Origin of the sequence: Thermococcus sp. MAR1 (genome assembly GCF_012027305.1) — an archaeon.
Taxonomy (GTDB): domain Archaea; phylum Methanobacteriota_B; class Thermococci; order Thermococcales; family Thermococcaceae; genus Thermococcus.
In genome coordinates this window covers 334,163-355,579 of record NZ_SNUF01000001.1, presented here as the reverse complement: position 1 = coordinate 355,579, position 21,417 = coordinate 334,163, and the positions used below count along the sequence as shown (strand labels likewise).

Below are 21,417 nucleotides of genomic sequence, written 5' to 3'. Positions count from 1 at the left end.
CGACTAGAGATGGCAAAAACGAAAGAAAAGGGTTTCGAAGTATCAGAGTATGTCCTCAACCGAAACCTCTATCTCCCATCCCATCATCCTTATGTCCGGGGACTTGCATATCCTGCCTATCAGCCTGTTACCGTCAAGCTTGACGTCCAGAAAGGTGCTCGCGATCTTCTCCAGCTCGGGCAGGGGATTGAGGGGAATCCTCTCGCAGATGTTCCTGTCGAGCAGATAAAACGCTTTTCTCTTCCGGTTTCCGAGGAACCGGTCTATGCTGGAGATTATCTCGTAGAAGTTGCGGTAGTCCTTAACGAAAGCGAAGAGCTTTTCCAGCCCGATGACCACATTTATTGAGTCGCTAAGATTGGAGAACACTCTGGCACTAGCCTCCTCATACTGACGCAGGTAGATGGAAGCCTCGCTCTCCATCTTCACCCTGTCCACAACCTTTCCAACGTTGATTATTCCCCCGGTCTTCAGGACGACGGCATCATCGAAAACCCCTCTCACCCCAAAGAACCTGAGGTGCTCGTTAATAACGTGGAGGGTGTCCAGATGATCATCGACGACGAACGGATGACCCCTGTCATCGGCGTAGCGTTTTAGAAGGAGCACCATGAAGTCCAGGGTATAGTTGGGTGAAGTGTACTCAACGAGCACGGTTTCCCCAAATCCGATGGAATCCAGGAACTGGAACACCTCACCGAGCTTTCCCACAGCGATCACCCCACCAACTTAACCAAACGAACCCAAGATATATAACAACTTTGGTTCGGAAGACACCAAAATTGAACGGAGAGAACCACCCGAACCCAGCAAAAGATTTAAATATCAGGAATCCTACTCGCTCCGATGCCAATGAGGGGGGAGTGTCTTCTCCATCGCTGGAATCGCAACCGTGCCTGATTTCCCAGATAACCCCCCTATTCTGGAGTATCGCTCACGCTTTTTTGAAAAAATTCTGAGGAGGTATAGCCATGGCTGAGCTTAACTTCAAGGCCATTGAGGAGAAGTGGCAGAAGCGCTGGCTGGAGGAGAAGGCCTTCGAGCCGAAAGCGAATGAAAAACCCAAGGAGAAAAAGTTCTACATCACGGTCGCCTTCCCGTACCTCTCGGGGCACCTTCACGTCGGCCACGCGAGGACATACACGATTCCCGACGTCATAGCGCGTTTCAAGCGCATGCAGGGCTACAACGTGCTCTTTCCGATGGCATGGCACATAACGGGGGCGCCGATTGTTGGAATCGCAGAGCGCATAAAGAACCGCGACCCGAAGACTATACACATCTACCGCGACGTCTACAAGGTTCCGGAGGAGATACTCTGGAAGTTCGAGGACCCGAAGGAAATCGTCAACTACTTCATGAGGGCCGCGAAGGAGACCTTTATCCGGGCTGGCTTCTCCGTTGACTGGACGCGCGAGTTCCACACGACGAGCCTCTTTCCCCCGTTCAGCAAGTTCATAGAGTGGCAGTTCTGGACGCTCAAGGATAAGGGACTGGTCGTCAAGGGCGCTCACCGCGTGAGGTGGGATCCGGTCGTCGGAACTCCCCTGGGAGACCACGACATAATGGAAGGGGAAGACGTTCAGATTCTCGAGTACGTCATCATCAAGTTCATCCTGGAGGAGAATGGTGAGGAAGTCTACATGCCGGCCGCGACGCTGAGGCCGGAGACGGTCTACGGAGTAACCAACATGTGGCTGAACCCCGAGGCGACCTACGTCAAGGCAAAGGTCAAGCGCGGCGAGAAGGTGGAGACCTGGATAATCAGCAAGGAAGCGGCATATAAGCTTTCCTTCCAGGACAGGGAGATCGAGGTCATCGAGGAGTTCAAGGGTGAGAGGTTGATAGGCAAATACGTAAGGAACCCTGTCACCGGCGACGAGGTCATAATCCTGCCGGCGGAGTTCGTTGATCCGGACAACGCTACCGGCGTTGTCATGAGCGTTCCCGCCCATGCCCCCTTCGACCATGTAGCAATTGAAGACCTCAAGAAGGAGACCGAAATCCTGCTGAAGTACGAGGTCGACCCGCGCGTGGTCGAGGAGATAAGCTACATCTCTCTGATAAAGCTTGAGGGCTACGGCGACTTTCCGGCGGTTGAAGAGGCAGAGAGGCTCGGCGTGAAGAGCCAGAAGGACGTTGAGAAGCTCGAAGAGGCCACCAAGAACATCTACAAGGCCGAGTATCACAAGGGAGTCTTCAAGATAGAGCCCTACGCCGGCAAGTCCGTCCAGGAGGCGAAGGACCTGATAGCGAAGGAGCTCCAGGAGAAGGGCATCGCCGAGATAATGTACGAGTTCGCGGAAAAACCGGTCATCTCGCGCTTCGGCAACCAGGCGGTCATCAAGATAATCCACGACCAGTGGTTCATCGACTACGGAAACCCCGAGTGGAAGGAAAAGGCCAGGGAAGCTCTGGCGGAGATGACAATATACCCCGAGAGCAGAAGGGCCCAGTTCGAGGCGGTGATAGACTGGCTCGACAAGAAGGCCTGCGCGAGGAAAGTTGGATTGGGAACCCCGCTCCCGTGGGACCCGGACTGGGTCATCGAGAGCCTGAGCGATTCGACCATCTACATGGCGTACTACACAATAAGCAGGCACATGAACAGGCTTCGCGAAGAGGGCAAACTCGACCCCGAGAAGCTCACGAGGGAGTTCTTCGACTACCTGTTCCTGGAAGAGTTCAGCGAAGAGAAGGAGAGAGAACTTGAGGGGAAGACCGGAATCCCTGCTGAGGTTATCCACGAGATGAAGGAGGAGTTCGAGTACTGGTACCCGCTCGACTGGCGCTGCTCGGCGAAAGACCTCATACCGAACCACCTAACGTTCTTCATCTTCAACCACACGGCCATATTCAGAAAGGAGCACTGGCCGAGGGGCATCGCCGTCAACGGCTTCGGAACGCTCGAAGGAACGAAGATGAGCAAGAGCAAGGGCAACGTGCTGAACTTCATAGATGCCATCGAGGAGAACGGTGCCGATGTGGTGAGGCTCTACATAATGGGTTTGGCCGAGCACGACAGCGACTTCGACTGGCGCAGGAAGGAGGTCGGAAAGCTCCGCAGGCAGGTCGAGCGCTTCTACGAGCTGATAAGTGAGTTCGCCACCTATGAGGCTAAAGAGACCACGCTCAAGGACATCGACAGGTGGATGCTGCACCGCCTGAACAAGGCCATCGAGGGAGCCACCAAGGCCCTGGAGGAGTTCAGGACGAGAACGGCCGTGCAGTGGGCGTTTTACAGCGTCCTCAACGACCTGCGCTGGTACATGAGGAGAACCGAGGGCAGGGACGACGAGGCAAAGCGCTACGTGCTGAGAACGCTGGCGGATGTATGGGTCAGGCTCATGGCTCCGTTCACCCCGCACATCAGCGAGGAGCTCTGGGAGAAGCTGGGCGGAGAGGGCTTCGTCAGCCTGGCGAAGTGGCCGGAGCCGGTTCCAGAGTGGTGGAACGAGACAATCGAGGCCGAGGAGGAGTTCGTAAAAAGCTTAATCGAGGACATCAAGGAGATAATCCGCGTGGCAAAGATAGAGGACGCCAGGAGGGCATACATCTACACCGCCCCGGAGTGGAAGTGGCGCGTTGTGGAAGTCGTCGCGGAGAAGAGGGACTTCAAGAGCGCTATGGCCGAGCTGATGAAAGACCCAGAGATGAGGAAGCACGGCAAGGAGATAAGCAAGCTGATACAGCGCCTTATAAAGGAGAGAGCCTTCGACGTCAAGCGCATCAACGAGGAGAAGGCCCTGAGAGAGGCGAAGGAGTTCATAGAGAAAGAACTTGGCATCGAGATAATCATCAACCCGGAGAAAGACAAAGGAGGAAAGAAGAAGGCCGCGATGCCGCTGAAGCCGGCGGTGTTTGTGGAGTGAGAAGTATCCTCCGCTTATTTCCCTTTATCCCTGGAAGTAGCAACCCAGCCTACATCCCCACGAATACGTGGAGTGAATAAAAGACGAGAGAAAGCGCGCTGAACTTCTGAGCAGTGGGTAGGACCTATGAGAAATGGAAGAAAGGGGCGGAGCACCCGCCAGTCGGCCGGCTGGTCGCGGAAGGTTAGTCTATCTTCTCACCTTCAGGCAACAGGAACGAGAGCAGAACGCTTACAAAAAGAATTCCCATTATGAACATCACGGCGAGTTTCATCGAGTCTATAAAGGAAGTGTTTAAGAGCTTAACGACCTCATCGTGGTACTCTGGAGGGATGAGAAGCTCCCCCTGTCGCATTCGGATAACCCACTGAATCACTGCCTCTCTTATCTCTTCTCTGCTCCCCTCGAACAGGCCGGACTCGTAAATCTGCCGGGTCAGGCTCCTGATAACACCAAGGATGAGGACAGCACCTATGAAGGCAGTTCCCAGGGAGATGCCAAACTGTTTCTGGGCGTTGAAGATGCCTGATGCCTCAGCCTGCTCCTCGGATTGGACCCCATTCATGGCCAGGTTGGTTATCTGGGAGAATATCAGTCCGAATCCCATGCCGTAGAGTGCAAAACCGAGGGCAAAGTCAGAGCCAGTTATTCCCGGCTTTAATACCCTGAGGACAAGGTACAGACCGAGGAAGGTGAGGGCTATTCCAAGCTGGATTATCCTCTTGGGCGTCAGATACCTCAAAAACCTCCCACCGCTGAGGGAGAAGATGAACATCATAATTGACAGGGGAAGAACCACGAAGCCCGTCTGGAGGGCATTGTAGCCGAGGTACCCCTGAGCAAAGATCGGTATAATGAACATTATGCCACCCAAACTCACCTGGAAGAAGAGGCTGACGATGTTTGCAAGTGTGAAGGCCCTTGACCTGAATATATCCACGTTGATGAGAACATCTCTCCCGAACTCCCGACGCTTTGCCTCGTAGCGCCAGAAAACAGCCAGAACGAAGAGGCCGAGAACCATGAGGAACAGAACCGGCGGGTTGGAGAGGGGGTCCATTATAAGAACCGATAGGGTGAGCAGGAACAGGCCGATGCCGACGAGAAAAGCCCCAGCGAGGTCGAGTTCTATCTTCCTATCGGGCCGGTAATCCGGGAGTATCTTCATGTAGGCGAATATACCCCCCGCTATAAAGGCCTCCATAAAGAAGCCGAGGCGCCAGGTGAAGTACGTCGTAAAGAAACCACCCATTATGGGGCCAAAGGCTGCAGCCGCTCCGCCGACGCCACCCCAGACGCCGAAGGCGAATGCCCTGTCCTTTCCGGTGTAGCCCTTGGTGATGTAAGTGACGGTTGCAGGGGTCATCATCGATGCGCCGATGCCTTCGAGGATTGACCAGCCCAGGAGGAGAACCGGAAGGTTGGGAGCGAAAGCGGCCATCAGCGTTCCAATAGTATATATAACCAGCCCCCTGAAGAAGACCCTTTTAGTCCCCCAGATGTCGGCGAGCTTTGCTCCAGTAAGCATGAACGCCGCCATCACGAGGTTGTACAGGGTTACCGCCCCCTGGACACCGGTCACGGTGGTGTCCAAATCCTTCACAAGGGCGCTTATGGAGACGTTCATCATCGTTGTGTCGATAAACATTATGAAGAGGGCAGCGCTCGTTATGGCAAGGATTCCCCACTTGGACTGTCCCACTTAATCCACCAGAGAACCATTTCGGGGAGCGATGTTATAAGATTTTGCATGGGATCCAGTAGTAGGGGAAGCAAAGAAAAGCCAGAAATCAGAACTCCCTCTCCACGAGGAACTCGGCGAGGAGTTCAAGGTCATTCCTCGCCTCGCTCTCTGGGAGGACTTTCAAAGCTTCGTTGGCCTCCTTAACCAGGTTCTTGGCGTATTCTGCGGCGTAATCGATGCTGCCGTACTTTTTGAGAAGCTCGATAGCTTTAGCAACTTCCTCCTTAACCTGCTCGTCGTGTATCAGCGCATCGCCCTTGGCATCGCCGGCGTATTTGCCAAAGACCTTAAGGAACTCGGCCTTGTCTTCCTCGCTGGCTTTGCTGAAGAAGTGCCCCACTATCAGCGTCTTCTTACCCTTACGTATGTCACTTCCCACGGGTTTTCCAAGCTTCTCCTCATCGGCAATCAAATCCAGTACGTCGTCCCATATCTGGAAGGCTATTCCGACGTTCATTCCCCACTTGGCGAGGGCTTTGATGTACTCTCCGTTATCGGTCCCAACTATCGCGCCTATCTCGGCCGAACCCTGGAAGAGGGCACCGGTCTTTCCGCTGATCATCTTGAGGTACTCCTCAACGGTAACCTCCTTTCTGGTCTCGAACTCGATGTCGAGGGCCTGGCCCTCGCAGAGCATGTTGGATGTCCTGACCAGAACGTCAAGGATTTTAGCCTTCTTCTCCGGACTCACATCTGCCCTGGCTATCGCCTCAAAGGCCTTGCTGAAGAGCAAGTCGCCAGCCAGGATGGCCATGTTGACGCCCCAGAGCTTGTGGACGGTCGGCCTTCCGCGCCTCAGCTCGTCCATGTCCATTATGTCGTCGTGAACGAGGGAGTAGTTGTGGATGAACTCGACGGCGGCTGCTGGATATAGGGCCTTTCTTGGGTCGCCGCCGACGGCTTCAGCGGCACGGAGAACCACGAAAGGGCGAACCCTCTTTCCACCGGCGAGCGGATAGTGTCTTGACGCCTCATAGAGGGCCCTCGGCTCCTTTTCCGGGATGAGGTCAAATATTGTTTTATCGACGTCCTTAGCTTTGGCTTTAACCCTTGCGAACAGCTCATCGTACTTCCCCATCATATCACCCCGTGAGTAATGAAAGCAATCTAAAGGAAAAATAGGGCAACTCTTTATCAGTTTTGCCCTCAGGGAATCTCCACCTTGTAGCCGTTCCTCGACACGAAGACGTCCCTGCCTATCAGGTAGCCCTCCTCCTCGGCCAGCTCCGCGTAGTGGGTCAGCATTCTGAACTCACCGTGCGCTGGAACTATGTTCTCCGGGTTCAGCATTCTGATGAGGTAGCGGTGGTCTTCCCTGCTGGCGTGGCCGCTGACGTGGAGGTCTTTTATCATTCTGACTCCCTTCATCTTGAGTTTCGTCTCAAGGACGTAGCGCTGGGCTCTGTTGAGGGGGTTGGGTATAGTTCCGGCGGAGAATACAACCGTATCGCGCTTGCCGATGTCGTAGAGTTCCCCATTGGCCATCCTCGTAAGGACTGCACCGGGCTCTCCCTGGTGCCCGGTGACTATCAGCAAATAGTTCTCCCTTGCCTGAGAGACCTCCTTGAGAACCTTCCTGACAGCGTTTGGACTCCTCACGGCCTTCGCTCCCTTCATCTTAATGAGACCGAGCTGCTTGGCTATCCCGGTGTACTTGGCGAGCGAACGGCCGACCAGAACGGCCTGCCTGCCCATCTTGTTGGCTATCCAGATGAGCTCCTGAAGGCGAGAAATGTGGCTGGCGAAGGTCGTAGCTATAAGCCCGTCTGCCTCCATGCCCTCGTAGAGGAAGAAGTCCTCAAGGAGCATCTGTGCAACGGCCTCGCTCGGCGTCTTGGTTGGTTCAGCGACACGGGTTGATTCAGCTATGAGGACCTTGACGCCCTCCTTCCCGAGCTCCTTCAGGCGTTTGTAGTCGGGCCTCTCCCCGAGGGGGTTGTTGTTGTCGAACTTGAAGTCGCCCGTGTGGACGACCGCGCCCTCAGGCGTGTGGACAACCACCATCGCGGACTGCGGGATTGAGTGGGTTATCCTGACAAACTCCACCGCCAGGTTCTCGCTCACCTGGACTATCTCGCCATATTCGGTCTCGTACATGGGGTTTTTGACCTCAAAGTACTGCTCGCTTTTAACTTCCCCCTTCGCGAGCTTTATCGTGTAGGGCGTGCCGTATATCGGGACGTCCGGGTAGTGGGGGGCGAGCTTGGCGACCGCCCCTATGTGGTCGAGGTGACCGTGGGTGAAGGTTATGGCGACAACCTTCTTGTTTCTGATTGAAGAATCGTCAGGAATTGCGCCGAGCTTTTGGAGTTCCTTCGTGGGGAACTGCTGGATATTGACGTCCTCATGGATGAGAACCCGGTCGAGCCTTATCCCCATGTCGATTATAACGACTTCCCCGTTGTACTCGACGGCGGTCATGTTCTTGCCGACTTCCTCGTAACCGCTAACTGTGTGGATTTTTATCATGTCTATTCCTCCTTACGCCCCCAGGCCTCTCCTGAGGCGTGGGGCTGCGTTGGTCTTAGTTGTGGGCAGGGGTTTAAAAAGGTGTGCATTTTTGAGAATTGGGAGGAAGGAATAAAAATCACCGCCTCCTAAGGTAGGCCCGCAGGTCAATCCTCTGCTCAAGCCACTCCCTCGTGAATCCTGTGACCACGAGAGGAACCCTTCTGAGCTCCTCAACGTTTCTAGCTCCAACGAGGAACATGGCGTTCCTTATCTCCTCGATGTAGCGCTGTAGGACTTTGATGACTCCTTCGACGTCGCCTTTCACCGCCGGCCTGAGGAGAGGCAACGCAACACCTGCGAAGGTCGCACCCATGGCTAAAGCCTTCGCCATAGTTATCCCGTCGCGCATTCCGCCTGTGGCTATAATCGGCAGCTCGGTTGAATACCTGACCTCGGCGACGCTTATGGCAGTCTTAATCCCCCAGTCCCAGAACTTCAAGGCGAGGTTCCTGCCCATCTCATCCTTGGCGCGGTAGTACTCGACCGCGCTCCAGCTCGTTCCACCGAGGCCGCCGACGTCGATGGCGTCTATACCGATGCTCTCAAGCCTTATCGCAACCTCCATCGAAACGCCGGCACCGGTTTCCTTCGCTATAATCGGATAGGGGAACTCGGCCTTCAGCTCGGCGAGGGCCTTCAGGACACCCCTGTACTGCGTGTCTCCCTCAGGCTGAACGCTCTCCTGAAGGGGGTTCATGTGGATCGCCAGAGCGTCCGCCTGGATCGTCTCGACGGCCTTTAAAGCCTCATCAAGGCCGTACCTGTCAGGCATTGTCTCGGCAAACTGCGGTGCCCCGAGGTTGCCGACGAGAAAGACGTCCGGAGCGACGTCGCGAACGTAGTAGCTCTCCCATGTCTCGGGCTTCCTTATCATCGCCCTCTGGCTGCCGACGCCCATGGGGATGTTCAGCTCCTGGGCGGCCTTCGCTAAAGTCTTGTTTATCTTTCCGGCGAGCTGGGAGCCTTTCGTTCCGCCGGTCATTCCGGCTATGAAAATGGGGTAATCGAACTTCCTCCCAAGGAACTCGACGCCTAGGTCTATTTCCTCCTTGTCTACCTCCGGCAGGCTCATGTGGACGAAGTGCACATCCTCAAAACCGTTGGAAACGTGGGCCTGAACGTTTCTCTTCAGGCAGTGCTCGATGTGCTCAAACTTCCTGATGACCGTGAGTTCCTCCCTATCGAACGCCTGCATTCACACCACCGAGAAGAGAATGGAGCAGGAGGTTAAGAGGTTTTTGGGAAGCCGCACGGCAGCGTCACGTTGAAGACCTCGACCCTAAGCCATCCACCGCGGTCTCCCCAGAATGCCCTGTGGACGAGTTCGGAGCTGTTTACTATGAGGATGCTCTCAACGCTCCTGTTGGCGAATGCGGGATAATCTGGGCCGGGATGAAGTTTCAGCCTTATTTGAACCTCCTCGGGGGCCAGCTTTTTTCCGCCGGTGTCGTGGAAGTAGGCAAAGACTATCGGAATTTCCGAACACCTGGAGCCGTTGAATGGAACGAGCGGAATCTCGATTCTGCCGGAGGTGGCTTTCTTGGGAAGTGGATATTCCGTGGAGCGGAGGACGAGCTTAAAGGACAGGTACCCTGAAACCGGAAGGTAATCCATGTAAAAGGCCAAGAGTGAGAGCGGAATCCGCTGAGAACCTACTGTGAGGGTCACGTTTTCGTCCAGGTCGTTTAGAAAGCTCTGCCCTCCCATAGGCCCCGTTATGTGCATGGGGTACATAAGAAAGACGGCATCTCTCCCCTTCCGGATAAGCTGGACTGGAGTTCTCCTCAGGCTCCACTCCAGAACGAAGACCTTCGTCCCGTTCACGGTGACAGTTTTCGTGGTTATTTTGAGGTCATTGGGTCCAGCATCGTAGCCCGCCAGAAGACCATAGTGGGCGGCCGTTTCAATGCCGAGGAACGCCCATCCGAAGACCACAAGGATAAGCACAACGGCGAGAGCCTTTCTACCCATCACGAATCCCCGTGGCGAATACCTGGATGAAAATAAAAAGTTTACGATTCGCGGGCGTTACCCTTTAATTCTCGTCCCAAAGCCGTCGCCCCTTATCGCCCCGCTCAGCCTTCCCGGAACCTTCCCGTTGACGAACCAGACCTCCGAGTGCTCCGCTATCTTTTTCGCCTCCCTCAGCTTGTTGCAGATTCCCCCGGTGACGTCGGTTCCCGCTGAGGTGCAGTGGAGCCTTTCGAGGAGGGGGTCTATATCTCCCTTCGAGAGGTTCTGAATCAGTCTCCCTTCGCCGGGCCTGCCGTCGTAGATGCCGTCAACGTCCATGAGGAAAACCACCTTCTTCGGCCCGAGCATCTTGGCGAGGTAGGTGATGATCTGGTCGCCGGAGAGTATGTCTATGCCCTTCGCGAGGTCTATGGAGACATCGCCGAAGAGAACGGGAATGAACCTGAGCTCAAGGAGCCTTTCGATTATCTCAAGGTCACCGTAAACAACTTCACCGTTCTCGGTTATGAAGACGGACGATGTCGAGACCGAAAATGCCGGCAGATCCTCGCGGATGAAGGCTTTGATAAAGTTCGCGTTTGCCCGGAGCATGGCCTGATGGGTCTCGGTGAAGCCTATCCTCCTGAAGTTGGCGGTATCCCAGTCCTCCGGAAGGCCTTCTCTGATTCCGTATTTCTTGGCGTAATGGTGGCCAAAGCTCCCGCCGCCGTGGACGATGATGAAGCCCTCGCGGGGGTAAAAGCCCGCTATCTCCCTCGCTATGTTTCCCACAGTTTCATGGTCAAAGTTCTCCGGTTCACCTTTCTTGTCGCTGAAGACGCTTCCCCCAACCTTGACGATTATCATGGCAGAACCTCCTCTATGCGAAACCCTTCGCGGCTTATCCTCGTTATCATCGGCGCCCCGCCGGCTATGGTTATGGCCGTTGCCACCTCGCTCTGGTTCTCTGGGGCCAAGGCGTACATGCAGCCGCCGCCACCGGCGCCGGTTATCTTCGCCCCTATCGCCCCCGCAACCCTCGCGGCATAGACCAGCTCGCTGAGCTTTTTCGTCGAGACCCCGAGGGCATCCAGAAGGCCATGGTTGATATTCATGAGCCTGCCCAGCTGGACGAAGCGGATTTCGTCATCGAGGTCCGAGGTTATTACCTCCCGGGCTTTCTCGACTATCTTGCCCATCGCAACGAGCACCGGTTCTATAACCTCCGGCATCTCCTCGTAGGTTCTTCTCACCATAGCCACGAGCTCCTTGGTTGAGCCGCTCGAACCCGTGTAGCCGACGACTATGGGCAACTCCATGAAGGGCAGGTGCTCGAAGTTCCCCTTCTCGTAGTGGATGAAGCCACCTATGGCCGAAACCGTTGGGTCTATACCGCTGGAGGCACCTTGAACGAGAAGCTCGACTTTGTGGCCCAGCTTTCCTATCTCCTCGTTGGTCAGCTCAAGGCCGAGCAGTTTTGAGACCGCCCCGATGGTCGCAACTGCAACGGCAGCAGAGGAGCCGAGGCCGGCACCAACAGGAATCTGGGACGTTATCGAGACCGTTATGCCCTTCCCGTTCGCATCGGCCTCCTCCCTCACCAGCTCTATCGCCTGCCGGACGTAGCTGAGGACTTCAGCCGCTTTGCCGTAGTCGCTCTCGAAGTAAATCTCATCCTCCGAGAAGGAAACCGTCAATCCAGGAACGCGTATGTCTTTGGCCTCTATCTTTATCGCACCCCTATCGTTGAACTCCGCCCAGACGTAGGTTCTGAGGTCTATTGCCGCGGCAATAGCCGGCTTGCCGTAGACGACGCTGTGTTCGCCGAAGAGGATAATTTTAGCGGGGGCTGAAGCCAGAACCCTCATCTTTGACCCTCCAAGAAATTCTCTATTACCTCAATGAATTCGTAAATGTCTTTAAGATGCTCGTGGAGGACTTCAAAGGCCAGTCTATCATTAATCCTCCCATATCTGTGGACGAGAATGTTGCGAAAGCCCTTCATCAGCCTAAGCTTGTGGACCATCTCCTTAGGAATTATCCCGGCGCGCGCAAGGCTTTCAAAAACGTCCTCCTCCCTTTCCGGCATCGTGAGTCTCAGGTCGGAGTTTATTATCGCACATATGTCGATGACGTTCTGGATTGCAAACTCAACGCGCTTGTAGATCCCGTCTTTGACTATTCCGAGTGACTCAAAATCTTCAAAATCGTCGGGAAGGTTCTCCTTTATCAGCCTGAGACTCTCAAGTATCTCTTCAATCTTGGAGCGTATGACCTCGACCCTCATTCTATCGCCTCCAGCCCGAGGTAGTCGTAGTAGTATCGCCTAAAGTCCTCCCACTCCTTGAGGGTTTCATAGGCAAGGTCGTAGAGGAAAGTCTCGTCCCTGCAGAAGAGAACCTTACCCCGGAGGCACTCCTTTTTGAGGTAAACCGGAAGGAGCTGGAAAATCTGGACGTCATAATTCTCGGGAAGGCTTCCGAGGACAAGCATCCGGAATTTGAATGCATCTTCGGGGCTTCCCTCGTAGTAAACGCACAGGTCTACGTCACTGTCCTTTCGAGCCTCACCCCTCGCATAAGAACCAAAGAGGATCACGAACTTTACCCTCTCCCCTCCAAGCTCAAGGATTTTTTTGACGGCGTCCTCAATCTTCATGGGTAAAGAATGGGAGAAATCCCTTATGGCCTTTTCGTTCAGCGTTTGAAGACTATGCTCGCGTAGCCCACGATGGCATCGGTTGAACGGCTCACCTCGAAGCTCGTCGTATAGTGGAGCAGCTCCGCCTCAAGCGCTCCGGCAAGGCGGGAATAAACTATCGCCGTTCCGACGGCACCGGGACCGCACATGGTGTGGTTCATCTCGCGGAGCTCCCTGAACATACCCCTAACGTCGAAGTCGAGGATTCTCCTTATCACCCTGAAGTCCCACTCCTTTATCCTGTGCGGGAGCTCATCGGCTCTGGCTCTGAAGGGCACGTAGCCGTACATGGCTCCGTAGTGCATGAAGTCCGTGCTGGCAATAACGAGGACGTCCCTGCCGAGCTCCTTAGAGGCTTCAAGGATAGCTTTTCCGAGGTCTTCAGAGACCTCCTCGTCCTGAATGCCGAGGGCTATCGGCACGATTTTGACTTCCTTCCCAGCTTTTTCAGCCAGGTACTGGATGAAGGGAAGCTGAACCTCTATCGAGTGCTCGTATTTGTGGGCCAGCTCGTCTAAATCCGCTATACCCGAGAGCTTGGCTATTGCCTTTGCCATCTCGGAATCAACCCCGACGTCACCGAGCGGTGTGCGCCATTTTCCAGAAGGATAGATTGCTATCGGTGAACCGAGGCCGGTATGGTTCGGCCCGAGGATTACGAAGGTCTCAGGGAGACCGTCTTCAAAGATTGCCTTGTATGTCCTCGATGCGGTGTGGCCAGAGAAGACGTAGCCCGCGTGGGGTGCAACTCCAGCGGTTATCCCCCTCTCGCTCCCCTCCTCTCTGAGGTCGCCCAAGAACTCCTCAAGCATCTCGATGAGAGCATCCCCAGATGGATAGAAGCTGCCTGCAACTGCGGGATACCTTACCTCAACCATTCTCCCACCCCCAAGGATTCTTGGGATTCAATCCTTAAATACCTTCAACCATCTTTAGCCCGGAGCCTGTAAGCGGTAGGAGAACCCTTGACCCTCCCCCAATCCATCCCGATTCCATTAGCTTCCAGAGGGCCGCGAGAACTACCGCGGAGGTCGGCTCGACGAGGAAGCCATGCCTCTTGAGCCAGTTGAGCGCTCCCATTGTTTCAAGCTCCTCCACGCTTACGCACAGGCCGTGGGTTTCCTTAAGCGCCCTCTTCATATCATGAAGCCGGGGAGGTTCAGGAATCGTTATACCATCCGCAGTGTCGTTCTTCATTGATGAGCGCTCGCAGAGGCTTTCATAGCCGGAGGCTTGAACGGCAACGAGCCTCGGAAGTTCATCAACCACGCCCATCTTCATAAGTTCCGAAAATCCTTTCCAGAGGCCAAGGAAGAGCGTCCCGCTGCCCACCGGCGATAGGACGTAGTCGGGAACGCCGAGTTGCTCAAAAACCTCAAAGGCAATAGTCTTTGTTCCCTCGATGAAGTAGGGGTTGAGCCAGTGGGAGACGTAGATAATCCCGCTCTGCTCCGCGAACTCTTTAGCTTTTTTGTGAACGGCCATTCTGTCGCCGTCAACGAAGTGCATCACCGCCCCAAGGCGCTGGAGGAGTGAGAGCTTTCCGGGACTTGTATCGTAGGAAACGAACGTGTGAACCCTTATTCCCGTGGAGAGTCCGTAGAGGGCAAAGCTTAGAGCCGCGTTTCCGGAGCTGTCGAGGACAACCTCGGTGATGCCTTCTTCCCTCAGCTTCGCCACCGTCACGTAGGTGCCCCTGTCCTTGAAGGAACCACTTGGCTGGAGGTATTCGAGCTTGAAGAATCCAGTGACCTGGCCGATGCGAAGGGGACTCACGGGGGTTATCGCCGGCGTTGCTGGAGGGAGGTAACCCTCTCCCACCGGAAGGAAATTTAAGTAGCGCCGCATATCGATATGGGGCCTGAGGCTACCAAAGAAATCGACGTAGTCCCTCTCCACAAACAGTGCCCCGCCGCAGTCACAGGCCAAGCGAAACGTCTCAGGGTGCACTTTTCCACAGTGTGAACAGACGAGCATGGTACCACCCAAGGCTTTTTAGGACATGCGTTGATATCTATGGCACAGGGAATAAAAAGGTGGTTGCCATGGTTGAGAAGTTCGTTTCAGCCGAGAGACCCCAGACGAAGGAGGGCTACCAGTACCACATCGCCTGCAAGCCGGGGGACGTTTCGAGGTACGTCCTGCTCCCCGGCGACCCGGAGAGGGTGCCGAAGATAAGTTCCCTCTGGGATGAGGCGAAGGAGATAGCCTTCCACAGGGAATACAGAACGCACACGGGGGAATACAAAGGCGTCCCGATAAGCGTTACCTCCACCGGAATAGGTGGGCCTTCAACTGCCATAGCCATAGAGGAGCTGGCCGCGATAGGAGCTGATACATTCATAAGGGTCGGTTCTACCGGTGCAATCCAGCCGGGAATGGAGATAGGAGACCTGATTATAGCGAAAGCGGCGGTTAGGCTCGAAGGAACTTCGAAGCAGTACGTGAGGGTTGAGTATCCCGCGGTTGCAGACCTTGAAGTCACCCTCGCACTGATAGAGGCAGCCGAAACGCTGGGCGTCCGCTACCACCTCGGCATAACCGCATCAACCGACAGCTTCTACCTCGGTCAGGGGAGGCCCGGCTTGAACGGCTACTTCCCGAGCTTCGCAAAGAACATAATGGACGACCTGAGGCAGGCCAACGTCACCAACTTCGAGATGGAGGCGGCGACGCTCTACACCCTCGCGAACATATACGGACTGCGCGCAGGATGCGTCTGTGCGGTCTTCGCCAACCGGATAACCAACGAGTTCGGCAAGGCGGGGGAGAAGGAGGCAGCATTAGTTGCCAGCGAGGCAGTCAAGATACTTGCCGAGTGGGACGAGGAAAAGGAGAAGGCCGGGAAGAAGGTCTGGTTCCCGGGGCTGAGGAGGGTTTGACACCAAGTTTTTGTTTTCTTAAAACGCCTGCAAAGATTTCTTTATCTCTTATTAACGCCATTCGGGTGTTGATTTAAAGTTAAACCTACGCCAACGGAGTAGTTGGGTGAATTAAAATTTTTAGCTATTCAGCTTTCCAGAAGGAGCTACCGACTTTAATGGCCCCTACCGAGCAACTTTGTGAAGACGAAGTTTCTGTGGCGCCCCGGCGGGGATTCGAACCCCGGACCTCGAGGTCCGCAGCCTCGCGCCCTATCCAGACTAGGCCACCGGGGCACTGCCCGCTAACCCTTCTAAGGGAGTCTTTATAAATTTAACCGTCTCAGCTCACCGAAAGATTTATAAAGCGCCCGAAGGTGAGTATTCTACGGGCCTGAACTGCGGTGGTAGTCTAGCCTGGTCTAGGACAGCGGCCTGCCACGCCGCTGGCCCGGGTTCAAATCCCGGCCACCGCACCACACAAACTTTTCTGGAGAAAAAGTTTGATCAAATGTCTCTTACTGCACAACTTACTTCTTACATTTCGGAGAGAAGAATATTTTCGACCAACTTTTCCAAAAGGCCAAAACAAAAAAGAAGCTGTGAAATCGCACAAAGCCCCTCATGTTCTCAACTTCGCCAGGGCATCCTCCGCAGCCTGGAGAATCTGGTAGCCGACAGGCGAGGCCGTGAGGAGCGGGTGAGTGGCTATCTGGAGTGTGTAAAGCTCGCTTGCGGTAAGGCGCTTCTGTATCGCTAAGGCGAGGACGTTTATCATCTCCCCGACGCTCTTTCCTCCAGCTATCTGCGCCCCGAGTATTGCCCCCCTGTCGCGGGAGAAGATGAGCTTTACCGTTACCATAGAGGTGTCGGGGAACTTTGCCGGATGCCTATCCGGGCCCTTACCGTAGCCAACTATGACCTCAAAGCCTTCTTTCTTAGCAGCTTCTTCCGTCAGACCAGCGGCGGCCAGTGTAAGTCCTGCAACGTGAGTGGAATAGACGCCTATCGTCCTTCTGTTCTCCCTGACGATCTGAAGCTTGAAGAGGTTTGCACCCGCTATTCTGGCCTCGAAGGTTGCCGTTGAAGCCAGCATGAGACCGTAGGGTTTTCCCGTGAAGAAGTCCCTGTGTTCGACGCAGTCTCCAACGGCAAAGATGTCTGGGTAAGAGGTTCTCATGTACTCATCTGTCCAGATGCCGTAGCGCGTAACCCTGAGCCCAGCATTAACGGCCAGCTCAACGTTCGGGCGGTAGCCGATAGAGAAAATCACGAGATCTGCAGGAAGCTCCCTCCCATCAACGAGCCTGACCTTCTCGACGTGTTCATTGCCAAGAAGTCTCTCAACGTCCCCGTAGACCACATTTATACCCCTCTCCCTCAGCCGTTCCTCAACCATTTTGCTGAACTCCGGGTCGAATGAGTTCCTCAGCAGTCTGCTTCTGACTAAGAGGGTCACGTCCTTTCCGAGCTTCCGTATCTCGTCACCGACTTCCAGGGCTATGAAGCCGCCTCCAACGATGACTATTCTCTCCGCAGTTTTAACCCTCTCGCGGAACTCCTTCAGGTAACGGTAGTCTTTCGGAACGGTGTAAACTCCCTCCAGCTCCGAGCCAGGGAACTCCGGCTTCACGGGTTTTGAACCGGTCGCAATGACGAGCTTTTCCCAGGCAATCTCCTTCCCCGAGGCGGTCCTCACAAGCCTTGCCCTTGCGTCGATCTCGGTGACCTCGTCGGTCAGTACATCCACTCCAAGCGGCTCCAAGAATTTCTCGGCCGGGAGAATGTCGTCGTCAACGCTCTCGAAGGTTCCAAAGACATAAGGGATGCCGCAGGGAATCATTCCGACATCTTCCCTCTTAATGACAAGGACGCTCTTGTCGGGATAAAACCTCTTCGCGGCTATAGCCGTGGTAAGGCCCCCGGCACTTGCTCCGATAATAACAACGTCGTACTTCACTTTCCATCACCATGGAAAATTAGGGCGGCCTACTATTAAACGCTTTCTTTAACTTCGAGTTCAAAACGTAAGCACTTTTAAGAGGATAAAAGAACAGGAAAGGGCATCAGTCTCCGGTGGCGCCCCTGAGGGCATCCTTACAGCCACAGCGACGCTCCTTCGGTATGTACCTGATGGACTTCATGAGGATGTACTTTATCTCCTCGCTCTTCTGGGCCATCAGCTCAACGACCTCGGTGTGGGTGAGCTTCTCCCTGCTTATTCCGGCGGCGAAGTTGGTGACGATGGCAACGCTGGCGTAGCACATCTCCAGCTCCCTCGCGAGGATTGCCTCCGGACACTGGGTCATACCAACCACGTCGGCACCGAGTATCTTCAGGGCCCTTATCTCCGCCCTTGTCTCAAAGCGTGGCCCCTCCATGCAGGCGTAAGTTCCGGTGGGGTGGTACTCAAAGCCCAGCTCTCTGGCGGCGGTTATGAGGGCCTTCCTGAGCTCGGGGCAGTATGGGTCCGTGAAGTCCACGTGGGCGACGAATTTTCTCCCGTGTGGACTGTCCTCGCCGTCGTAGAAGGTGTAGTGCCTCGTTTTCGTGAAGTCCATGAGCTGGTCCAGGATAACGAAGTCACCGGGTTTCATCGCCTCGTTGAGGGAACCCACGGCGGAGGTTGAGAGGATCCTCTCAACACCCAGCTCGTAGAGTGCCCAGATGTTGGCACGGTAGTTTATCTTGTGGGGGGGAACGCTGTGACCCTCGCCGTGCCTCGCGAGAAAGGCTATCTCCTCCCCGCTGTACTCCCCGATTTTGACCCTGACCTTTCCGTAGGGCGTGCTTACGAACTCCTCCCTGACGTTCTGGAGCAGCTTCGGATCGTAGACTCCGGAACCTCCAATAATCGCTATCCTCAGCATGGTATCACCTGGAGAGAAAAAACGAAGGGAAGCTTAAAACGTTAGCCCTTCTCCCAGAGAATCCGCTGATGTTTGGCCCTCTCCTCTATGTCTTCGCTCACCTCTCCCTCGGCGTGAAGTTCCAGTATCTTGGTCAGGATCTCGCTGAGGAGCCACGAACCCCACTTGGGATCCTTGACCTCAAGGGCGGCGTCAATGGCTCCGTCGATGTCCCCTGCCTTAAGTTTTGCCACGGCTATGCTTCCGAACGCCAGTGAGCGGAGGTAGTGGCCGCGAACGAGTTGGGCAAACTTAATGGCCTCTTCAAAGTCACCAAGCTTGGCCAGATAGGTCGCCACCTTAACTCTCACGGAGTCCTCCATCGTGCGCTCGCCGATAGTCTTAACGAGGCGGCGATACTTTTCGTGGACAGGCTTTGAGAGCAGCTGATCCATTACGAACCCCGCTATCCTCTCAAACTCCTCCCCTTCAAGGTGGTTTATCAAGTCAAAGAGGACGTCCTCCTTGTCCACGGAAGTCTTGACTATGCCCTCGATTATCGAGAGCCTCTCGTCCGGATAAACCCTGTCCAGGATGTCCATGACGAAGTCCAGCTCTCCCTGGTTGCCGAGGCCTATGAGAAGGGACCTCAGAACGTCAAAGCCTGTGTCGGAGGACATCCCCAGTGCTATGTCCACGAACTTTTCGTAGGTCGCCGTCGGAACGTCCGAGTTCTTCAGGTAGACGGCCACCTCCTTCATGGCCTCCCCAAGCCAGTACTCGCTCTTAAGCTCGGAGAGAACCCTGATGGCACTTCCGAACTCCTCCCTCTTGAGGTGCTCCTTTATGGCCTCTATTGCTGCTATGGAGTGCCATGGCTCCTCGTCTATCTGCTCTATGATGAGCCTCGCCCTGCGCATGTTTCCATTCTTGAGGTATACCCGGAGTATCTTCAGAAACAGATCGTTGCGCTTCACGGAGTCCTCAACATCCGTGGCGTAGAAGAGTGCGTCGTCTGGCATATCCAGTTCAAGAAGTCGTATGACCAGCTCTTCAAGTAGGTCATCCCTCAGGGGTTCCGGGAAAGTTAGTATGGATTCATAAGCCTGGTGAAAGACCTTTTGGGCGGTTTTTGAGTCGGTGCGCCTGAGGTACGTCCCTATCTCGATTAGTGTTTTGACCAGAAGAACGGGGTTTTCAATTGAGGCGGCCGCATTAAAGGCGTATTTGAAGGCGGTTTTATACTCTGGTTTTTTGGCACGGTACATATAATAGCCAATTTTAGCGTAGGTGACGGCCCTGAGGTACTTGTCCCGTATATCAGAAGCCAGCCGAAGAGCTTCACGATAAACGTCCATGGGCATTATTTCCACCGGGAAAATTTACGATATCGGGGTATTTAATTATTTCCAACACCCCAAACAGAATACAAAGGGTTAGTCAAAAAACGAAAATTCAGCCGAGCTCGTCGTAAACCACGCCGACGACCTCTCCGTCGTCCAGAGAGACGAAGCTTACTTTAGTTTTTCTGCCGCTCTTGGGGTCAACAACAACGAAATCCGGCTTGGACAGATACTTACTGGTAGGCATCCTCCAGACATCGCCGTAATGGGCCCTAAGCTCCCTCAGAAACCTTTCCGAATCACGTCTAATAACGGTTGTCATCAATATCACCATCAGTATGTACTACTTTAAAATATAAAAAGCTTTCCCATAGACATTCGTCAAAGATAATATCGGCAATCGTCTAATATCTTCCCCTTGCGCAAACCATGGACCCCCTCGGAACCCCCAGCTCCCTTGATATGGGGCTACACTTCGCTTTGAGCAGGAAAAAGATTCTAGGGTCTTTTAAGTCGCTCAGAGTCTCGAAATTGGCCTGCCCCTTCGCGATTATCACGTCCACCCTTTCAAAGAGCCGTAAAAACTCGGGCGATGCGTACTCCAAGGGCGTTCCCGGCAGCCTGGAGCCAGTGGAGACTATCCTTGTAATTTCATCGAATCCTGCCTCGCGTAGGTCTTCAACGGTTGCGTCGTTGATTATTGGCCCCTCTTTGGCGGCGACGTACACCTCCAGACCAGGGAACTCCTCGCGTATGCGCTCTATGAATATCCTGTCGAAGTATATCTCACCGCAGTTGTCCATGAGATAGAGAAGTGATTCCGTGTTTCTCAGTTGGGAGAAAAGCTCATCGCTGTGGTCAATATAGAGCTCCTGGGAAGCGAGGTTGAGAACGTCTTCTTTGATCTTCTTTGGGTCGTAACCAATGGCAAAGTCTACCAGATTGCCCGCTATCGCGAGTTTGAGGGCGGTTTTCAGGTCATCCACGCGTCCTATGCCCTCCGTCACATCCCTAGCAAGCTCGGTGGAGATTCTCTTGTACTCCCTGAAAGGGTCATCGTTTCCCAGGAACTCATAGAGTTCCAGGAACAGTCTTCCGCCGTCCGTCGCGGGGACTGAATCCTCCCTGAAAAATTCGCCCAGCCTCTGAGCGATGAAGAGCATCGCCCCTTTCCTCCGAGCTACGTCGTCCGTACTCATCTCGGTTATCTTTTGAGCCTGATTGACCGCACACGCTATGCACTCGTAGTGAATTTTCATATGACCACCCAGGGGAAATAGAAAAGAGCCTTAATAAATCAAGCCCTCAGCATCTCGACGTACTCCAGCTCCTCCGGGATGGGCTTTCTTCTCGCCTTTTCCATCTCGCGCTGAAGTATGTAACCGTAAAGTTCTGCCATCCAAAGCATCTCTCTCACCCCCTTCTGAGCTCTCTCGATTGATTATGGGTCCTTTTGGGTTTAAAAGCTTTGTCAGGCCGTTGAATTACCCGAATGAACTGTTCAGGACAGAGTTCTCTCAGAAAAGCGACACAAACCGATTTTGATGTTTAATGCACAGATGTGAACAGAAAAAGGAGCAATAA

19 protein-coding genes and 2 tRNA genes are annotated in these 21,417 nt (G+C 54.4%); 3 read left to right on the top strand and 18 right to left on the bottom strand.

The features are described from left to right. Positions 1 to 42 precede the first annotated feature (42 nt). Positions 43 to 711 carry a DUF257 family protein gene (locus tag E3E25_RS02080; protein WP_167891624.1) on the bottom strand — a complete coding sequence of 223 codons (669 nt, stop codon included), beginning with the start codon at positions 709 to 711 and terminating at the stop codon, positions 43 to 45. 260 nt (positions 712 to 971) lie between these two features. Between E3E25_RS02080 and leuS the strand changes: the two genes are divergently transcribed. Continuing rightward, positions 972 to 3,872, top strand: coding sequence for a leucine--tRNA ligase (gene leuS, locus E3E25_RS02075; protein ID WP_167891623.1), 2,901 nt, complete (start codon positions 972 to 974; stop codon positions 3,870 to 3,872). A gap of 184 nt (positions 3,873 to 4,056) precedes the next feature. On the opposite strand, the gene E3E25_RS02070 is transcribed toward leuS, so the two are convergent. The 11 genes from E3E25_RS02070 to E3E25_RS02020 form a co-directional block, all read right to left on the bottom strand. Further along, positions 4,057 to 5,574 (bottom strand): MFS transporter, encoded by a 1,518-nt coding sequence (locus E3E25_RS02070; protein ID WP_370456635.1) that lies wholly within the window; start codon positions 5,572 to 5,574, stop codon positions 4,057 to 4,059. A gap of 88 nt (positions 5,575 to 5,662) precedes the next feature. Next, a complete protein-coding gene (locus E3E25_RS02065) occupies positions 5,663 to 6,694 on the bottom strand; it encodes a polyprenyl synthetase family protein (protein ID WP_167891622.1) in 1,032 nt (343 codons plus the stop codon). A 68-nt stretch (positions 6,695 to 6,762) separates the two neighbouring features. After that, positions 6,763 to 8,085, bottom strand: a complete 1,323-nt coding sequence (locus E3E25_RS02060; protein WP_167891621.1) for an RNase J family beta-CASP ribonuclease — start codon at positions 8,083 to 8,085, stop codon at positions 6,763 to 6,765. 118 nt (positions 8,086 to 8,203) lie between these two features. Further along, positions 8,204 to 9,322, bottom strand: coding sequence for a type 2 isopentenyl-diphosphate Delta-isomerase (fni, locus tag E3E25_RS02055; RefSeq protein WP_167891620.1), 1,119 nt, complete (start codon positions 9,320 to 9,322; stop codon positions 8,204 to 8,206). Between the two features lie 32 nt (positions 9,323 to 9,354). Next, positions 9,355 to 10,101: a hypothetical protein gene (locus tag E3E25_RS02050; protein WP_167891619.1), complete on the bottom strand. Its 747-nt coding sequence runs from the start codon at positions 10,099 to 10,101 to the stop codon at positions 9,355 to 9,357. A 54-nt stretch (positions 10,102 to 10,155) separates the two neighbouring features. Continuing rightward, on the bottom strand, positions 10,156 to 10,947 hold the full coding sequence (locus E3E25_RS02045; RefSeq protein WP_167891618.1) for an isopentenyl phosphate kinase: 792 nt from the start codon (positions 10,945 to 10,947) through the stop codon (positions 10,156 to 10,158). After that, entirely contained in the window at positions 10,944 to 11,948 is a 1,005-nt protein-coding gene (locus E3E25_RS02040; protein WP_167891617.1) for a mevalonate kinase, read from the bottom strand. Before E3E25_RS02040 ends, E3E25_RS02045 begins: the two co-directional genes overlap by 4 nt. Beyond that, positions 11,945 to 12,367 carry a DUF86 domain-containing protein gene (locus E3E25_RS02035; RefSeq protein ID WP_167891616.1) on the bottom strand — a complete coding sequence of 141 codons (423 nt, stop codon included), beginning with the start codon at positions 12,365 to 12,367 and terminating at the stop codon, positions 11,945 to 11,947. The genes E3E25_RS02040 and E3E25_RS02035 overlap by 4 nt, the downstream gene beginning before the upstream one ends. Beyond that, complete coding sequence (locus tag E3E25_RS02030; protein WP_167891615.1) at positions 12,364 to 12,738, bottom strand: nucleotidyltransferase domain-containing protein; 375 nt, start codon at positions 12,736 to 12,738, stop codon at positions 12,364 to 12,366. The genes E3E25_RS02035 and E3E25_RS02030 overlap by 4 nt, the downstream gene beginning before the upstream one ends. Positions 12,739 to 12,776: 38 nt before the next feature. Next, complete coding sequence (locus E3E25_RS02025; RefSeq protein WP_167891614.1) at positions 12,777 to 13,658, bottom strand: MEMO1 family protein; 882 nt, start codon at positions 13,656 to 13,658, stop codon at positions 12,777 to 12,779. Positions 13,659 to 13,692: 34 nt separating this feature from the next. Then, entirely contained in the window at positions 13,693 to 14,757 is a 1,065-nt protein-coding gene (locus E3E25_RS02020) for a pyridoxal-phosphate dependent enzyme (protein WP_167891613.1), read from the bottom strand. Positions 14,758 to 14,825: 68 nt separating this feature from the next. Between E3E25_RS02020 and udp the strand changes: the two genes are divergently transcribed. After that, on the top strand, positions 14,826 to 15,662 hold the full coding sequence (gene udp / locus E3E25_RS02015; RefSeq protein ID WP_167891612.1) for a uridine phosphorylase: 837 nt from the start codon (positions 14,826 to 14,828) through the stop codon (positions 15,660 to 15,662). 198 nt (positions 15,663 to 15,860) lie between these two features. Here the strand turns inward: udp and E3E25_RS02010 are convergent. After that, a tRNA-Arg gene (locus E3E25_RS02010) sits at positions 15,861 to 15,938 on the bottom strand. A gap of 104 nt (positions 15,939 to 16,042) precedes the next feature. Here E3E25_RS02010 and E3E25_RS02005 point away from each other — a divergent pair. After that, positions 16,043 to 16,120, top strand: a tRNA-Gly gene (locus E3E25_RS02005). 143 nt (positions 16,121 to 16,263) lie between these two features. On the opposite strand, the gene E3E25_RS11705 is transcribed toward E3E25_RS02005, so the two are convergent. The 5 genes from E3E25_RS11705 to E3E25_RS01980 all read right to left on the bottom strand — a co-directional run bounded on the left by E3E25_RS11705 (position 16,264) and on the right by E3E25_RS01980 (position 21,092). Beyond that, on the bottom strand, positions 16,264 to 17,601 hold the full coding sequence (locus E3E25_RS11705; RefSeq protein WP_167891611.1) for an FAD-dependent oxidoreductase: 1,338 nt from the start codon (positions 17,599 to 17,601) through the stop codon (positions 16,264 to 16,266). A gap of 106 nt (positions 17,602 to 17,707) precedes the next feature. Then, positions 17,708 to 18,511, bottom strand: a complete 804-nt coding sequence (gene mtnP / locus E3E25_RS01995) for an S-methyl-5'-thioadenosine phosphorylase (RefSeq protein ID WP_167891610.1) — start codon at positions 18,509 to 18,511, stop codon at positions 17,708 to 17,710. A gap of 41 nt (positions 18,512 to 18,552) precedes the next feature. Continuing rightward, positions 18,553 to 19,854: a hypothetical protein gene (locus E3E25_RS01990; protein WP_167891609.1), complete on the bottom strand. Its 1,302-nt coding sequence runs from the start codon at positions 19,852 to 19,854 to the stop codon at positions 18,553 to 18,555. A 91-nt stretch (positions 19,855 to 19,945) separates the two neighbouring features. Continuing rightward, positions 19,946 to 20,155 (bottom strand): hypothetical protein, encoded by a 210-nt coding sequence (locus tag E3E25_RS01985; RefSeq protein ID WP_167892599.1) that lies wholly within the window; start codon positions 20,153 to 20,155, stop codon positions 19,946 to 19,948. An 82-nt stretch (positions 20,156 to 20,237) separates the two neighbouring features. After that, the gene (locus E3E25_RS01980) at positions 20,238 to 21,092 is read right to left on the bottom strand and encodes a damage-control phosphatase (RefSeq protein WP_167891608.1); all 855 of its coding nucleotides are present in this window, start codon (positions 21,090 to 21,092) and stop codon (positions 20,238 to 20,240) included. Positions 21,093 to 21,417: the final 325 nt, after the last annotated feature.

Excerpts from the sequence above, each read along its gene's own strand:
- leuS (WP_167891623.1), top strand. The coding sequence starts at position 972 with ATGGCTGAGCTTAACTTCAAGGCCATTGAGGAGAAGTGGCAGAAGCGC.
- E3E25_RS02065 (WP_167891622.1), bottom strand. The coding sequence starts at position 6,694 with ATGGGGAAGTACGATGAGCTGTTCGCAAGGGTTAAAGCCAAAGCTAAG.
- E3E25_RS02060 (WP_167891621.1), bottom strand. The coding sequence starts at position 8,085 with ATGATAAAAATCCACACAGTTAGCGGTTACGAGGAAGTCGGCAAGAAC.
- fni (WP_167891620.1), bottom strand. The coding sequence starts at position 9,322 with ATGCAGGCGTTCGATAGGGAGGAACTCACGGTCATCAGGAAGTTTGAG.
- E3E25_RS02045 (WP_167891618.1), bottom strand. The coding sequence starts at position 10,947 with ATGATAATCGTCAAGGTTGGGGGAAGCGTCTTCAGCGACAAGAAAGGT.
- E3E25_RS02040 (WP_167891617.1), bottom strand. The coding sequence starts at position 11,948 with ATGAGGGTTCTGGCTTCAGCCCCCGCTAAAATTATCCTCTTCGGCGAA.
- E3E25_RS02035 (WP_167891616.1), bottom strand. The coding sequence starts at position 12,367 with ATGAGGGTCGAGGTCATACGCTCCAAGATTGAAGAGATACTTGAGAGT.
- E3E25_RS02030 (WP_167891615.1), bottom strand. The coding sequence starts at position 12,738 with ATGAAGATTGAGGACGCCGTCAAAAAAATCCTTGAGCTTGGAGGGGAG.
- E3E25_RS02025 (WP_167891614.1), bottom strand. The coding sequence starts at position 13,658 with ATGGTTGAGGTAAGGTATCCCGCAGTTGCAGGCAGCTTCTATCCATCT.
- E3E25_RS02020 (WP_167891613.1), bottom strand. The coding sequence starts at position 14,757 with ATGCTCGTCTGTTCACACTGTGGAAAAGTGCACCCTGAGACGTTTCGC.
- udp (WP_167891612.1), top strand. The coding sequence starts at position 14,826 with ATGGTTGAGAAGTTCGTTTCAGCCGAGAGACCCCAGACGAAGGAGGGC.
- mtnP (WP_167891610.1), bottom strand. The coding sequence starts at position 18,511 with ATGCTGAGGATAGCGATTATTGGAGGTTCCGGAGTCTACGATCCGAAG.
- E3E25_RS01990 (WP_167891609.1), bottom strand. The coding sequence starts at position 19,854 with ATGCCCATGGACGTTTATCGTGAAGCTCTTCGGCTGGCTTCTGATATA.
- E3E25_RS01985 (WP_167892599.1), bottom strand. The coding sequence starts at position 20,155 with ATGACAACCGTTATTAGACGTGATTCGGAAAGGTTTCTGAGGGAGCTT.
- E3E25_RS01980 (WP_167891608.1), bottom strand. The coding sequence starts at position 21,092 with ATGAAAATTCACTACGAGTGCATAGCGTGTGCGGTCAATCAGGCTCAA.